Origin of the sequence: Nocardioides bizhenqiangii (assembly GCF_034661235.1) — a bacterium.
Lineage (GTDB): Bacteria > Actinomycetota > Actinomycetes > Propionibacteriales > Nocardioidaceae > Nocardioides > Nocardioides bizhenqiangii.
Map to the genome: position 1 here is coordinate 2,643,519 of NZ_CP141059.1, position 14,734 is coordinate 2,658,252.

Annotated in this window: 14 protein-coding genes; 1 reads left to right on the top strand and 13 read right to left on the bottom strand. The window is 69.0% G+C overall.

Going from position 1 to position 14,734, the window contains the following annotated elements:
* Nucleotides 1–7 precede the first annotated feature (7 nt).
* A complete protein-coding gene (locus SHK19_RS12870; RefSeq protein WP_322455364.1) occupies nucleotides 8–847 on the bottom strand; it encodes an MlaE family ABC transporter permease in 840 nt (279 codons plus the stop codon).
* Between the two features lies 1 nt (nucleotide 848).
* Nucleotides 849–1,571 (bottom strand): MlaE family ABC transporter permease, encoded by a 723-nt coding sequence (locus SHK19_RS12875; RefSeq protein ID WP_322455365.1) that lies wholly within the window; start codon nucleotides 1,569–1,571, stop codon nucleotides 849–851.
* A 244-nt stretch (nucleotides 1,572–1,815) separates the two neighbouring features.
* On the opposite strand from SHK19_RS12875, the gene SHK19_RS12880 reads away from it, so the two are divergent.
* Complete coding sequence (locus tag SHK19_RS12880; RefSeq protein ID WP_322455366.1) at nucleotides 1,816–2,499, top strand: ion channel; 684 nt, start codon at nucleotides 1,816–1,818, stop codon at nucleotides 2,497–2,499.
* Between the two features lie 105 nt (nucleotides 2,500–2,604).
* On the opposite strand, the gene uvrB is transcribed toward SHK19_RS12880, so the two are convergent.
* The 11 genes from uvrB to SHK19_RS12935 form a co-directional block, all read right to left on the bottom strand.
* Nucleotides 2,605–4,734: an excinuclease ABC subunit UvrB gene (gene uvrB / locus SHK19_RS12885; protein WP_322455367.1), complete on the bottom strand. Its 2,130-nt coding sequence runs from the start codon at nucleotides 4,732–4,734 to the stop codon at nucleotides 2,605–2,607.
* 152 nt (nucleotides 4,735–4,886) lie between these two features.
* Nucleotides 4,887–5,432 carry a carboxymuconolactone decarboxylase family protein gene (locus SHK19_RS12890; RefSeq protein WP_322455368.1) on the bottom strand — a complete coding sequence of 182 codons (546 nt, stop codon included), beginning with the start codon at nucleotides 5,430–5,432 and terminating at the stop codon, nucleotides 4,887–4,889.
* 64 nt (nucleotides 5,433–5,496) lie between these two features.
* Complete coding sequence (locus SHK19_RS12895; protein ID WP_322936458.1) at nucleotides 5,497–6,375, bottom strand: SDR family oxidoreductase; 879 nt, start codon at nucleotides 6,373–6,375, stop codon at nucleotides 5,497–5,499.
* Entirely contained in the window at nucleotides 6,372–7,637 is a 1,266-nt protein-coding gene (locus SHK19_RS12900) for a phospholipase D-like domain-containing protein (RefSeq protein WP_322455370.1), read from the bottom strand. Before SHK19_RS12900 ends, SHK19_RS12895 begins: the two co-directional genes overlap by 4 nt.
* Nucleotides 7,638–7,696: 59 nt before the next feature.
* Nucleotides 7,697–8,275, bottom strand: coding sequence for a hypothetical protein (locus SHK19_RS12905; RefSeq protein WP_322936459.1), 579 nt, complete (start codon nucleotides 8,273–8,275; stop codon nucleotides 7,697–7,699).
* Nucleotides 8,272–9,369: an MlaD family protein gene (locus SHK19_RS12910; protein ID WP_322455372.1), complete on the bottom strand. Its 1,098-nt coding sequence runs from the start codon at nucleotides 9,367–9,369 to the stop codon at nucleotides 8,272–8,274. Before SHK19_RS12910 ends, SHK19_RS12905 begins: the two co-directional genes overlap by 4 nt.
* A gap of 1 nt (nucleotide 9,370) precedes the next feature.
* Nucleotides 9,371–10,585, bottom strand: coding sequence for an MCE family protein (locus SHK19_RS12915; RefSeq protein WP_322455373.1), 1,215 nt, complete (start codon nucleotides 10,583–10,585; stop codon nucleotides 9,371–9,373).
* Entirely contained in the window at nucleotides 10,585–11,685 is a 1,101-nt protein-coding gene (locus SHK19_RS12920; protein ID WP_322936460.1) for an MCE family protein, read from the bottom strand. Before SHK19_RS12920 ends, SHK19_RS12915 begins: the two co-directional genes overlap by 1 nt.
* The gene (locus tag SHK19_RS12925; RefSeq protein WP_322936461.1) at nucleotides 11,685–12,659 is read right to left on the bottom strand and encodes an MCE family protein; all 975 of its coding nucleotides are present in this window, start codon (nucleotides 12,657–12,659) and stop codon (nucleotides 11,685–11,687) included. Before SHK19_RS12925 ends, SHK19_RS12920 begins: the two co-directional genes overlap by 1 nt.
* Nucleotides 12,656–13,696, bottom strand: coding sequence for an MCE family protein (locus SHK19_RS12930; RefSeq protein ID WP_322455376.1), 1,041 nt, complete (start codon nucleotides 13,694–13,696; stop codon nucleotides 12,656–12,658). Before SHK19_RS12930 ends, SHK19_RS12925 begins: the two co-directional genes overlap by 4 nt.
* Complete coding sequence (locus SHK19_RS12935; protein ID WP_322936462.1) at nucleotides 13,693–14,733, bottom strand: MCE family protein; 1,041 nt, start codon at nucleotides 14,731–14,733, stop codon at nucleotides 13,693–13,695. The genes SHK19_RS12930 and SHK19_RS12935 overlap by 4 nt, the downstream gene beginning before the upstream one ends.
* Nucleotide 14,734 lies beyond the last annotated feature (1 nt).

Sequence of the window (14,734 nt, forward strand, 5' to 3'; positions counted from 1 at the left end):
TAGCCGTTCACCCCGTGATCCTGACCGTCGTGGTCGAGCCCCAGATCGCGAAGCTGAGGAAGAAGTCGGCCACCACGATCGTGACGATGCTGGTCCGGATCGCGCGGCCGACCGCGCGACCGACACCCGCGGGCCCGCCGGACGCGGTGTATCCGTAGTAGCAGTGGATGAGGATCACCGCGACCGCGAGGAAGAGCAGCTTGAAGAACGACCAGAGCATGTCGATCGGTGGCAGGAACTGCAGGAAGTAGTGGTCGTAGGTGCCCGGGGACTGCCCGTAGATGTAGACGACGATCAGGCGCGGGGAGAGGTACGACGCGCAGAGGGCGACGATGTAGAGCGGGATCACCGCGATGAACGCCGCGATGATCCGGGTCGTCACCAGGAACGGCAGCGACGGGACCGCCATCACCTCGAGCGCGTCGATCTCCTCCGAGATCCGCATCGCGCCGAGTCGGGCGGTGTAGCCGCACCCGACCGTTGCCGCGAGCGCGATCGCCGACACGAGCGGTGCGACCTCGCGGGTGTTGAAGTAGGCCGAGATGAAGGCGCTGAACTTCGCGACGCCGATCTGGCTCAGCGATGCGTAGCCCTGGAGGCCGACCTCGGTCCCGGCGAAGAACGACATGAACGCGATCACGCCGACCGACCCGGCGATCACGCTCAGGCCGCCGGCGCCGAAGGCGACCTCGGCCAGCGTGTTCCAGATCTCCCGCGGGTAGCGCTTGATCGCAGCCGGCACCCAGACGATGGCCTTGACGTAGAAGAGCAGCTGGTCGCCGTACTGCTCCAGCGTGCGGCGACGCCCTTCCACTGCGCCGCTGACGAACTCGGTGACCGCTGCCATGTCAGAGCCCCACCGGCGGCACGACCTGGAAGTAGATCGCGGAGATGACGGCGTTCAGGAAGAACAGCAGCATGAAGGCGACGATCACCGCCTCGTTCACAGCACGACCGACGCCGAGCGGGCCGCCTCCCGCGTTGAGGCCCTTGTAGGCGCCCACGATCGCGGCCAGCCAGCCGAAGACGATGGCCTTGACCATCGCGATGTAGAGGTCGGGCAGGGACGCGAGGGCAGTGAAGGAGGAGAGGAACGCGCCCGCCGAGCCGCCCTGCACGATGACGGTGAAGAAGTACCCGCCGCCGATACCAGCGCAGATGACGATCCCGTTGATCATGAAGGCGACGAACATCGTGGCCACCACCCGGGGCGCGACCAGCCGCTCGAGCGGGTCGATGCCGAGGACCTCCATCGCATCGATCTCCTCGCGGATCTTCCGCGCGCCGAGATCGGAGCAGATGGCGGAGCCGGCGGCACCGGCGATGATCATGGCCGCGGCGATCGGCGCGGCTTCGCGGACCGTGGCGAGCACGGCCGTGGCGCCGGCGAAGGACTGAGCACCCAGCTGCCCGGTCAGGTTGCCGACCTGGAGCGAGATCACCGCCCCGAACGGGATCGAGACCAGGATCGTGGGCATCAGGGTCACGCTGGTCACGAACCAGGCCTGCTCGACGAACTCACGGAACTGGAACGGCCGGGTGAAGATCCGCTTGGTCACCTCGACCGTCATCAGTGCCAGTTCGCCGGGACCACGAATGACCGAAGCAGCGCTGAACGCCAACCCGGTCACCTCCCCCGTCGCCCGACGGGCACAATAGTAGAACGTGTTCTCGTTACGTGGTCAACGAACCATACTGTGACCCGTTACACAACCGCTAACGACCCCGGCTCGGCGTCCGTCACGCTAGCGGGACGAATGACCTGGATCCCCTGTTCCCGGGAACCGGATGTGATCACCGTTAGCATCTCCGAGCGTGAGCACTCCGACGACTGAGGGGCTACGGACGCTCGGGCGGCATCCCTCCGCGATCCTGCTCGCCGCGCAGCTCCTCGTCGTGCTGATCTACCCGTTCCTCGAGGACTCGACCGCGGGTCGCGCCGTCGTCGGCGTGGTGCAGATGTGCGTCGTGTTCGTTGCCGCCTGGGCGGTGCGCGCCACCCCCGTGCTGAGTTGGGTCGCCGTCGTCCTCGGGCTCCCTGCCATGGTGTTCTCGGTCCTCGAGGCGGTCAGCCGGGACTCCGACTGGATCGTGCTGACCTCAGCCGTGTTCCACGTGCCGTTCTACCTCTTCGTCTCCTACGCGATGATCCGCTACCTGTTCCACGACGACGTCGTCACCCGCGACGAGCTGTACGCCGTCGGCGCCGCCTTCACCGTCGTCGCCTGGGCCTTCGCCTACCTGTACGCCGCCGCCCAGGTCCTCTGGCCGGGGTCGTTCGTCGCGTACGGCGTCGAGGCCGGGACGGACGTCGACTGGTTCGAGCTGCTCTTCCTGTCCTTCACCACGCTCACCAGCGTGGGGCTGTCGGACGTCTACCCGGTCCTCGACAACGCCCGGTCGCTGGTCATGATCGAGCAGGTCGCGGGTGTGCTCTACGTGGCGCTGGTGATCGCTCGCCTGGTCGGGCTCAGCCAGCTGCGCAAGCTCAAGCGCTGATGGGCGCTCGCGCCGTCACTTCGTCGCCAAGAGCTCGCTGCGCTCGCTCTGGCTCCCGCGCTCGCGTTCAGCGCTTCGAGCTCGTTCCTCGCTCGGCGCCGACGCTCACTTGGTCGCCTCGACCATCTGGCGGAGCTCCTTGCGGAGGTCGGAGATCTCGTCGCGGAGCCGGGCGGCCAGCTCGAACTGGAGCTCCGCCGCCGCACCCTTCATCTGGTCGGTGAGGTCCTGGATCAGCTCGGCGAGGTCGGAGCTGGGAAGCCCGGCCAGCTGGGTGGCGTGCTCGCCTGCGGCCCGCTCGCCGAGCGTGGGCACCGGCGCCCTCCGTCCCTTCACCCCGCCGGCGCGGCCACTGACGCCGGCGTCGGCCCACGTCTGGAGCAGTGCCTGGGTCGTCTCGTCCTCGCGGGCCAGCATCTCGGTGATGTCGGCGATCTTCTTCCGCAGCGGCTGCGGGTCGACGCCGTGGGCCTTGTTGTAGGCGATCTGCTTGTCGCGCCGCCGGTTGGTCTCGTCGACCGCGGCCGCCATCGACGGCGTGATCCGGTCGGCGTACATGTGCACCTGCCCGGAGACGTTGCGGGCGGCGCGGCCGATGGTCTGGATGAGGGACTTGTCGGAGCGCAGGAAGCCCTCCTTGTCGGCATCGAGGATCGCGACCAGCGAGACCTCCGGAAGGTCGAGGCCCTCGCGGAGCAGGTTGATGCCGACCAGCACGTCGTAGGCCCCGAGCCGCAGGTCGCGCAGCAGCTCGATCCGCTTGAGCGTGTCGACCTCGGAGTGCAGGTAGCGGGTGCGGACGCCGGCGTCGAGCAGGTAGTCGGTGAGGTCCTCCGACATCTTCTTGGTCAGCGTGGTGACCAGCACCCGCTCGTTGCGATCGGTGCGCAGCCGGATCTCGTGGATGAGGTCGTCGATCTGGCCCTTGGTCGGCTTGATGACGACCTCCGGGTCGACCAGTCCGGTCGGCCGGATGATCTGCTCGACGACGTCGCCCTGGACCTTGTCGAGCTCGTAATCGCCGGGGGTCGCCGAGAGGTAGATGGTCTGGCCGACCCGGTCGAGGAACTCCTCCCACCGCAGCGGTCGGTTGTCCATGGCGCTCGGCAGCCGGAAGCCGTGCTCGACCAGGTTGCGCTTGCGGGACATGTCGCCCTCGTACATCCCGCCGATCTGCGGCACCGCCACGTGCGACTCGTCGATCACCAGGAGGAAGTCCTCGGGGAAGTAGTCGAGCAGGCAGTTGGGAGCCGAACCGCGGGACCGGCCGTCGATGTGCATCGAGTAGTTCTCGATGCCCGAGCAGGTGCCGATCTGGCGCATCATCTCGATGTCGTAGGTCGTCCGCATCCGCAGCCGCTGCGCCTCGAGCATCTTGCCCTGCCGCTCGAACGTCGCCAGCTGCTCCGTCAGCTCGGCCTCGATGCCGTTGATCGCGCGCTCCATCCGCTGCGGACCGGCGACGTAGTGGCTCGCAGGGAAGATGTAGAGCTCGTGGTCCTCGGTGAGCACCTCCCCGGTGACGGGGTGCAGCGTCATCAGCCGCTCGATCTCGTCGCCGAAGAACTCGACCCGGACCGCCAGCTCCTCGTAGACCGGGAAGATCTCGAGCGTGTCGCCCCGCACGCGAAACGTGCCGCGGGTGAACGACAGGTCGTTGCGGGTGTACTGGATCTCGACCAGGCGCCGGAGCACGGAGTCGCGGTCGTGCTCGTCGCCGACCTTCAGCCGCACCATCCGGTCGACGTACTCCTGCGGGGTGCCGAGGCCGTAGATGCACGACACCGTCGACACCACGATCACATCGCGTCGCGTGAGCAGGCTGTTGGTGGCCGAGTGCCGCAGCCGCTCGACCTCCTCGTTGATCGAGCTGTCCTTCTCGATGTAGGTGTCGGTCTGCGGGACGTAGGCCTCGGGTTGGTAGTAGTCGTAGTAGGAGACGAAGTACTCGATCGCGTTGTTCGGGAACAGCTGGCGCAGCTCGTTGGCGAACTGCGCCGCGAGGGTCTTGTTGGGCTGCATCACCAGCACCGGCCGCTGCACCTGCTCGGCGACCCACGCGACGGTCGCCGTCTTGCCCGTGCCGGTCGCACCGAGGAGCACGACGTCCTGGGTGCTGGCCTGCAGGCGACGGGTGATCTCGGCGATCGCTGCCGGCTGGTCGCCGGACGGCTGGTAGTCGGACTCCACCTTGAACGGAGCAACCCGACGCTCGAGGTCGGTGATCGGACGCATGCGACGAGCGTACGGGCGCCCGCCGACATCCGAGTCCAGCGGGCGCGAGCTTGCTCGCGGCCGCGTCGGACGAGGAGGTCGAGTGGCCGCTCGGCTGAGCTTGTGAAGCCGAGACCGGCTGTATCGAGACCCGGTGAGCCGAAAAACTGCCGTCAGCGCCGCGGTCGGTCCGGCCGGACCCGCAGGGTGTGCAGGACGGTCGCGAGCATGCGGTAGTGACCGACGAGCATCAGGACCTCGATGGCGATCCGCTCGTCGTGCTCCTGGCGCAGCGCGGCCCAGGTGGCGTCGGTGACGTCCTCGGTCGACAGCAGCTCGTCGGCGGCGGCCAGCAGGACCCGGTCGGCACCGGTCCAGCCGTCCAGGCCGCCGGCCTCGACCCGGGCGATCTCATCCGCGCTCAGCCCGGACCGGCGTCCGATCCGGCGGTGCTGGGTGAGCTCGTAGTCCGACCCGCAGGTCGCGGCGACCCGCAGGATCAGCAGCTCGGTCTGGCGGCGCGGCAGCCGACCGCCCGGCATCAGCCGGCCGGCGAAGTGCAGCCACCCCCAGAACAGCCGCCGGTTGCGCCCGAGGGTCAGGAACACGGCCGGCGGCTCGGTGCCGGACACCCGGCCGAAGACCCGCGAGAGGAGCGCGATGTCCGGGCCGACGTCTCGCCAGCCACCAGGAGTGATTCGCGGCTCGCCGCCGCTCATTTCGGGGTCCCTGCGAAGTTGTTCGGGGGAGCGAAGCGGAGGAGAAGAACTTCGTGGGGTGAGTTCATGCCAGGTCCGACCGGCGGGCCTGGTCGACCGCGGGCAGCACCCGGTGCGCACCCCAGCTGAAGATCCGCATGGCCAGCGCGTAGCCGGGCGGGTAGTAGCGCTGCAGCCAGTGCACGAGGCGGATGTCGGCCGAGGTGTAGACCCAGTAGCGGTTGCGGCGGACGCCCTTCCAGATCGCATCGGCCGCCCGCTCGGGCGAGACCGCATGGTGCTGGAACCTGCGCCGCGCCCGCACGAACCGCCGGTCCTGGGCGTCGACACCGGCGATCCGGATCGTCTGGACCAGGCCCGTGTCCACGCCACCGGGACACACCAGGGTCACGCCGATCCGGTGCCGCCGGAGGTCGTAGCGCAGCACCTCCGAGATGCCCCGCAGGCCGAACTTGGTCGCGCTGTAGGCGGCGTGCCACGGCATCGCGATGATGCCCGCGGCCGACGACACGTTGACCAGCTGGCCGCCGCGCCCGGCGTCGATCATCGGGGGCAGGAGCTCCTCGATGACGTGGATCGGTCCCATCAGGTTGACCTCGACCAGGGAGCGCCAGTGCTCGTGCTCGAGGCCGCGCACCGTGCCCCAGATCGCGATGCCGGCCACGTTGAGGACGACGTCCATCGGACCGGACGCCTCGGTCACCCGCGCGGCGAGGCGTCGTACGGCGTCGCGGTCGGTGATGTCGGCGGGCTCGGCGAGGGCCACCCGCCCGCCGGCGGCGGTCGCCTCCTCGGCGACCTCGGCGAGCAGGTCGGCCTGGATGTCGGTGAGGTGGAGCACCGCACCCTCGGCGGCCGCCTGGAGGGCGACCGCTCGGCCGATGCCGCTGGCAGCCCCGGTGACGAAGACGTTCTTGCCGGAGAGGTCCTTGACCGGCCTCACAACAGCGTCCTCAACGGCTTGAGGAAGGCCTCGGTGAACTTGCGGTGCAGGTCGCGCGCCTCCCACTCCTCGCTGGTGAGCTCGAGGCAGTTGGTCTCGTCGACGAGGAAGACCTCCTCGAGCTGCTTGGCCAGGTCCTTGTCGATCGCCTCCAGGTTGATCTCGTAGTTGCCCTGGAGGCTGAGGCGGTCGATGTTCGCCGTACCGACGGTGCACCACGTGCCGTCGACGGTGGCCGTCTTCGCGTGCACCATGGCGTCGCGGTAGCGCAGCACCCGGACCCCGGCGTCGAGGAGCTGGCTGAAGTATCCGCGGGAGATCCAGTCCGCGACGATGTGGTTGGACTTGAGCGGCATGAGGAGCCGCACGTCCACCCCGCGCCGGGCGGCATCCTTGAGAGCGTCGACGAAGTCCTGGTCGGGCATGAAGTAGGCCTGGGTCAGCCACACGTTGGTGCTCGCCCGGTTGATCGCCTCGAGGTACATCCCCCGGATCGGGAAGACCCACAGCCGCGGGATGTTGCGCTGGATGCGGATCAACGGCTCCCACGTCGATGCGGTCTCCAGGAGCAGCGGCCGCTCGGAGGCGCGGAGCCGGCGGCGCCGGTTGAGGTTCCAGAAGTCCGCGAACGCGCGCTTGAGGTCCCACACGGCGGGTCCGGTCACGCGGACGTGGGTGTCGCGCCACTCCGTCTCGTAGGCCGACCCGATGTTGTAGCCGCCGATGAAGCCGGTGCGGTCGTCGACGACCAGGATCTTGCGGTGGTCGCGGCCGTAGCGCCGGAGGTCGAAGAACCGCCAGCCGGCCGCGTAGACGGGGTAGCGCAGCACCTTCATCGAGGCCGGGAAGCGCTTGAACGTCGGTGCGACCACCAGGTTCGCGAACCCGTCGTAGATGCAGTAGACCTCGACGCCCCGGTCCGCCGCAGCCGCCAGGGCGCGCTTGAACCGCTCTCCGGTGGCGTCGCCCTTCCAGATGTAGGTCTCGAAGAGGATCTGCCGCTGGGCGCCGTCGATCGCCGCGATCATGTCTTCGTACAGGTCGCGACCGTAGGTGTACGTCGTCACCTCGCCGTCGCCCACCGTGACCGTCGCGGGCGCCCTCGTCGGGAACGGCTTGGGCCGTTTCCCGCGCCGACGGTAGGAGTCGACCAGCGACATCGTGACCGCGAGCCCGATCTGGATCCCGAGGACGGTCAGCAGCACTCGGCGGAGCAACCGAGGCAGCCTCAGGCCGTCGCGCTGTCCGTCCCGCCGTCCCACGGCAGTCAATCTAGTCGGAGACCGATTTGAGGTGGCGGTGCGACCCGCGGGTCACCGCATCACGACGACGGTGGCGGGACGTTCAGTGGCGTGATCATCTCGATCAGCCAGGTGTCACCGTCGCGGACCATCGTGAGCGAGGTCCACTGCTCGTCCAGGACGCCCTTGCGGTTGTCCTCGTTGGAGAGGCTCTGCCTCACGAACGCGATCACCTGGACCGTTCCGCTGTCGACGATGTCGTAGGCGGACTCCGCGACCTCACCCTCGGCGGTCATCCGAAACCGCCGGATCACCTTGCGGAACGTGGGGACGAGGTCGTCCTCGTACTGCGTGCGCAGCTCGCCCGCGAAGTGCTGGGTCCAGTCGAACTCGTCGTCGAGATCGCGGTAGTCGTACGAGATGATCTCGCCGAGAGCCTTCTCGGCGGCGGCGAGCGCATCGGGTCCCTCGGCGTACGACGCGACGTCGGCCTCGGCCTGGTCCAGGTCGTCCTGGAGGCTGTTGTTGCCCTGGACCAACCAGACCACGGCCGCCAGGGTCGCGACGAGCGCGCCGACGAGCATGAGGATGACCAGCCGCAAGACCTTCTCGCGCTGCTGGTGATCCTCGGCGGTGGTCTCCACCCTCGTGACGCTCATCGGACCGGTCCAGGAGCGTGCGCGGCGCCGCGTTGGAGGCGGGCGAACGAGGCCGCGCACCGGCCGTCGGTCTGGAAGGCGTGACGCTCCGGGTCGAAGCCGTCGCGCCGAGTCGTGCCGTAGTCGCACCGGGCGGTGCGGACAGGGATCAGGTGGAGATTGATGCGCTCGTTCCTGATGGCGGAGGCCAACGCTCCGATACCGGGCGCGTACTCCCGCAGCAGGGTCCGCAGGTGCGGCTCGTAGGCCATCGCGATGTCGGTGAAGCTCACTCCCGTGTCGAGGAAACCGGGGAGCACGTCCTCGGCGTCGCGGATCAGCGCCTTCAGGTCCTCGATCTGGCCGGGGGTCCGGTCGAGGACCTGCTGCCACTCGGGCTCGTAGCTGCGCAGGAACGCCGCGAACTGCTTGGCCCGGTTGCCGAGGACGCGCAGGCTGCCCTCGTTGTCGCTGACGATCCGGAGGACGGTGCCGGCGTTGGTGATCACGCGGTCGGTCTCGGGCCACACCTCGTCGAGGGTAGCGAGCAGGTCCGTGCCCTGGTCGAGGATCCTCCCGATGTCGTCGCCGGTGCCGGCCAGCGCTGTGCTGAGCTCGCGGAGCACGACCCGGAGCTTCTTGTCGTCGATCTGGCGGAGCACGTCGTTGACCGCGACCACCGTCTCGCTCAGGCTCTCCGGCAGGTCCGTCGACTCGGCCGCGACGGTGTCGCCACTCTCCAGGAAGGGGCCGTCGGGCGAGTCCGGCTGGAAGTCGAGGTACTGCTCGCCGACCGGCGACAGGCTGCGCACGCGGGCGAGCGAGTCCTTGGGGATGTCCGTACCCGCGTTGATGCGGATGCTGGCGAGGACGCCCTCGTCGGTGGGCACGATCGTGGTCACCTTGCCGACCTTGATGCCGCGGTAGGTGACCGCGGACCCTTCGAACAGGCCGCCGGTCTGCTCGAGCTCGACGTCGACGTTGACCGGTCGCGACGTCAGCGGCTGGTCGAGAACCGCGGCGAAAAGGTAGGCGACCGCGATCAGGAACACCACGACGATGCCGACCGCGCTGAGGTAGAGGCGGTCGCTGAGGATGCTGCGCACGCTCGTCATGTCAGCCCCCTCCCCCGAGCACGCCACCGAGCATGCCGTCGAGCGACAGCAGGTGGGGTGGACGTTCCCGGCCGCCGCGGCCACCGGGTGGGGTGGTGTCGGACGACGAGCCGGGATCCGTGGTGGCCTGGCGCGGGAGGAGGCCGCCGCCGAGCAGGTCGCCGAGCCCGAGCTCGTCGATCACGTCAGCGATCGGGGCCGTGATGCCGATCAGGTCGAGCAGACCCTGGAGCGCCGGCAGGTTGCCGGCCTGGATCCGGTCGAGGTGGAGGTCGATGGAGATCGACGCGTAGTCACCGGGGACGACCTCGCGGAGGGCACCGGCCGCCTTAACGAGCCGCTGCATCATGTAGCCGAACCGCTTCCGGTTGGACGCGAGCTCCGCGAGCACCGGCTCGGTCTCCGCGAGCAGCGCGAACAGCTGCGACCGGGTGGCGGTGACGGTGTCGTTCGCCGCCGACGAGAACCGCTCGACCGCCTTCAGCAGCGCCGTCAGCTCCGGGGTCGCCCGGCGCAGCACCGCCGCTGCGGGCCGGATCTCCTTCATCGCCCGGTTGATGACCTGCTCCCGGTCGCTCAGCGTGCCCGACAGCGAGTTAAGCGAGGTGAGGACGGCGTCGATGCTCGCCGTCGTGGCGTTCGCCTGGGTGAGGAACGTCGCCGCCTGGTCCAGCAGCAGCCGCAGGTCGTCCTCGTTGCCGCCGAGAGCGGTGTTGAGCTCCTCGGTGATGGTCTGCAGCTGGTCGAGCCCCCCGCCGTTGATGAGCAGCGACGCCTGCGCGAGTGCGTCCTCGACCGTCGGAGCCGTCTCGGTCTCCTTGAGGGTCAGGATCGTTCCTTCCTCGATCTCCTCACCTTCGGCCGGGTTGGTCACGTCGACGAAGAGCTCCCCCAGCGGTGTGGTGTAGCGAAGCCGGGCGGTGGCGCCCTCGTGCAGCTCGGCGTCGGTGCGGATGTCCATCGTGACGACCGCCGTGTAGTCGTCGATGGTGATCGAGGTGACCTTGCCGCTGTCGACACCGTTGACCTTGACGGGTGCGCCCTCGGCGAGGTTGAGCGCCTCGTCGAACTTCGCCTTGATCTCGATCGTGTCGCCCGACACCCCCGTGCCGGGGATCGGCAGGTCGCGCATGGTGGTCGAGCATCCGGTCGCGGCGCACAGCACGACAGTGGTCGCGGCGGCAGCCGCGGCGGCCCGGATGGCGCGGCGGCTCATCAGTTGCCTCCGAGCGGGTCGGTCCCGAACAGCTGACAGATAGCCGGAGGCAACCGGTCGCAGACCTGGTTGATCGTCTTGCCCAACGGGGTCAGGACGACCGGGTCGAACGTCACGGGGATCCGGTCGCCGATGCGAGCCCGCTGGAGGTTCTGGAGGGTGAGCGGCATGACCCGGAGGATCTCGGTCAGGTTGCGCTGTTTCTGCAGGATGGTGCGCATCAGCCGCGTCGACCCGTTGACGGCCTCGACGATCTGGTCGCGGTTGTCGACGGCGAACTCCGCGACGACCGTCACGGCGTCGTCCAGCGAGCGCAGCGCGGTGGCGAAGTTCTCCCGCTCGTCGGCCAGCAGGTCGGCGGCCTCGGTCACCCGGCGGATGAACTCCCGCGCCGTCGACTCGTTGGCCGAGACCGCGGCGAGCAGCACGTCCAGGGATCGCAGGGTGGATGTGATGCTGCCGCGCTGGGCATGGATGCCGCTGACGCCCTCCTGCAGGGCGTGGATCGTCTGGTTGATCAGCGGCCCGTTGCCCCTGAGCGCCTCGGTGCCCTGGTCGACGAACCGCTCGATCGCCTTCGTGGCCTTCTTCGAGCTTGCGATCCCCGTCGCGAAGTCGTTGAGCGAGGCCAGGACCTGGTCGAAGTCCACCGGGGCGCGGGTGCGGTCGATCGGGATCTCGTCGCCGTCCTCGAGGGTCGGGCCCTTGGAGTAGACCGGGGTCAGCTCGACGTAGCGGTCGGTCGCCACCGACCGGGCGACCACGACGGCACCGGCGTCGGCAGGGACCTGGTGGTCGTCGTCGATCTCCATCGTCACCTTGACCTGCTCACCGTCGGGGTCGATCGAGGTGATCTCACCGACCGGCACGCCGAGGATGCCGACGTCGTTGCCGACGAACAGGCCCGCGGAGTCCTCGAAGTAGGCGACGACCTCCATCCGGCCTCCGCTGGAACCGGGCAGGGCGCTGCACGCCGATGCCATCATCAGCACGACGGCCAGCAGCGCGAGACGCACAGGCCTCGCGAGACCGGGCGCGCCACCGCGCGTGGCGTCGTCGACGACCGTCACGGTCACCCGCTCGTTGCCCCGACCGGTCATCAGCAGTCACCCCGCAACCGGCACCTGGCGTCGTCCGCCGGCAGGGCGTACGGGGTGAACAGGTCGACCCACGGACCGTTCCCGCTGGCGTTGGCGACGTAGCGGACCGCCGGAGCCATCACGTCCAGCACGTGCAGCAGCTGGTCGTCCTGCTCGTTGAGGAAGGCGATCACGTCGTTGAGGTCGCGGAGGCCCGGCGCCAGCTTGCCGCGGGTCGACTCGACGATCGCACGGAGTGCCCGGGCCAGCTCGGTCGTCTCGACCAGCAGCCGGTGGATCGCCTGCCGACGGGACGTGACCTCGGTGAGCACCAGGTTGGTCTGCCTCATCATCGCGACGATGTCCTTGCTGCTCGTCGCAAGCTGGTCGGTGACACTACGGGCGGCGGTGAGGAGCTGACCCGTCTGGTCCGAGCGCGACGCGATCATCTCGGAGAGCCTGGCCACCCCTTCGAGGGCGGGTCGGACCTCGTCCTGGGTCGCGCCGAGGGTGCTGGCCGTCTGGGTCAGCGCCTCGGCCAGCAGCTCGGGGTCGAGCTCGTCGAGCGCCTCGGCGCCGCTCTCCAGGACGTCCTGGAGGTTGTAGGGGACGGACGTACGGTCGATCGGGATCGTGGCATCGGTGAGCTCCCCCGACCCGGCCGGATCGACCTCGAGGTAGTGGCTGCCGAGGAGGGTGGCGACCTTGACGGTCGCCACCGTGCGCGAGCCCAGCTCGATCTCGCTGTCGAGCACGAAGCGCACCAGGACGCGGTCGTCCTCGAGCTCGATGCTGGAGACCTCGCCCTTGCTGACGCCGTGCACCTGCACGTCCTCGCCGACGCGGAGGCCTCCGGTGTGCTCGAGGACGGCGGTGTAGCTGTTCGTGCCGAAGCTGGCGACGCTGAAGAAGATCACGGCGGCGCCGACCACCCCCATGAGAGCGATCGCGACCAGCCCGGTCTTGAACGGGTCACGGGCGTTCATCGGCTTCATCGGCAGACCTCCGACCACGGGCCGTGCCCGCCCGCCGGGTTGATCAGCTCGTCGCCGAGGGCGAGCGCAAACGTGCACGCGTAGATGTTGAGCGCGTTCTCGTAGGACCCGGCGCGACCAAGGGACTCGAAGATGGTGCCGAACGCCTCCAGCGAGTCCTCGAGGTCTCCGCGTGACTCCTTGAACATCGCGGCGACGGTCGCGAGCCGGTCGCTGGTCCGCGTCATCGGCACCTTCGCGTCGCGGAGCAGGTCGCTGGTCGCCCCGACCAGCTGGCTGATGCCGTCGATGGACGCGCCGATCGCCTTCCGGTCCCGGGCCAGCCCGGTCATCAGGTCCCTGAGCTCGACGACGGTGGCTCGGAGCTCGCCGCCCTGCCCGGCGAGGTTCTCGAGCACCGGCGTGAGGTTCGTCATCACCTCGCCGATCACCTCGTCCCGGTCAGCGACGAAGCTCGTCAGCTCGGCGGTCTGCCGCAGCAGACCCTCGATCGTGCCGCCCTCGCCCTGGAGCACCTTGATGATGGAGGTCGCCAGCTCGTTGACGTCGCTCGGCTGGAGGATCTCGAACAGTGGCCGGAATCCGTTGAGGAGCTCGGTCAGGTCGAAGCCCGGATCCGTCCGCCACCGGTCACCGGGCGGACCGGAGTCGACCGCCATCGGGATCTCGGCGCCGTCCTCGAGCTCGTCGCCGCGCGCACCCTCCTGGCGGAGCTGGAGGTAGCGCTGCCCCAGCAGGTTCTGGTAGCGCATGATGATCTTGGTCGTGTCGTAGAGCTTCTGCTCGTCGACGAGCACGAAGTCCACCGTCGCGCCCTCGTCGGTGGCCTCGATGCCGGTCACCTGGCCGACCCGGACTCCAGCGGCCTTGACGTCGTCGCCGACCCGGAGGCCGCTGACGTCCGCGAACTCCGCCGTGAACTCGTTGGTGTCGCCGGACACCCCGTTGGCCATCGTGTTGACGAGCAGGATCAGCAACAGGATGGCGGCGAGCGCGAACACCGCGACCTTGGCGGCGACGACCCTGATCCCGGTCACGGGTGACCTCCGACCATCGAGCCGAAGCTGGCGTACGACGGCCGGTCTCTGCTCCCGTAGTACGGGGGGAGGTCGGTGTCCAGGAGGGAGTCGGCCTGCAGGAATCCCTCTTTGACGACCGTCGGGAGCTTGTTGCCCAGGATGATGTTGAGGGTCATCGCGTCGGTGATGCCCGCCCGCCGGTTGTCGTAGAGGATGTCGACGAAGCCGCCCATCCCGCGGATCCACCGCACCAGGCGCTGCTGGTTCCGGGACAGGAACTCGGTCGAGGTCCCGGCCAGCTCGGTGCCGCCGGTGATCAGCGAGGTGATCGCCGCCTCCTGGTTGATGAGGCTGTTGGTGAACACCAGGGCGTCCTCGGTGGCGTCGAGCAGGTCGGGCGCCACCTCGTCGATCACGCCGACCGTCGTCGCCAGCGCCCGGAGGTCCTCGCGCACCGCGGGCATCCGCGGGTTGAGCCGACCCAGGTAGGAGCTCAGCGTGCTCACGGTCGCCGCCAGCTGATCACCGCGGCCCTCCAGCGCCTGCGAGGCGGAGCCGATCGCCGAGGCGAGCTCGCCAGGGCCGAGCGCGTTGACCAGCCGGTCGATGTCGTCGAGCGCCTGCTGGAACTCCAGGGTGTCCTGCGTCCGGTCGGCCTTCACGTCGGCTCCCGGTTCGAGGCTTTCCTCCGACGGTCTTCCGTGAACGACCAGATCGACGAACGTCGTACCGAACACGGTTGCCGGCAGGACCCGCGCGACCACGTTGGCGGGCACGTGCTCGAGATCCTCCTCGGACATCTCCATGTCGATGAGGACGCCGCCGGTGACGTCGCGCTCGACCGAGCTGACCTTCCCGACGAGGACGCCGCCCATCTTCACGTCGGAGCCCTTGCGCAGGGCTCCGCCGGCGTCGGCGACGACGGCCGACACGTGCGGCTCGGAGCCGAAGGTGCCGTTGCTCCTGAGCGAGATCAGGCTGCCGATGAACGCCAGCGCCACCAGCACGATCACCCCGCGCCGGGCGAGGGTGTGACGGGGAAGGTCCCTGGGCATC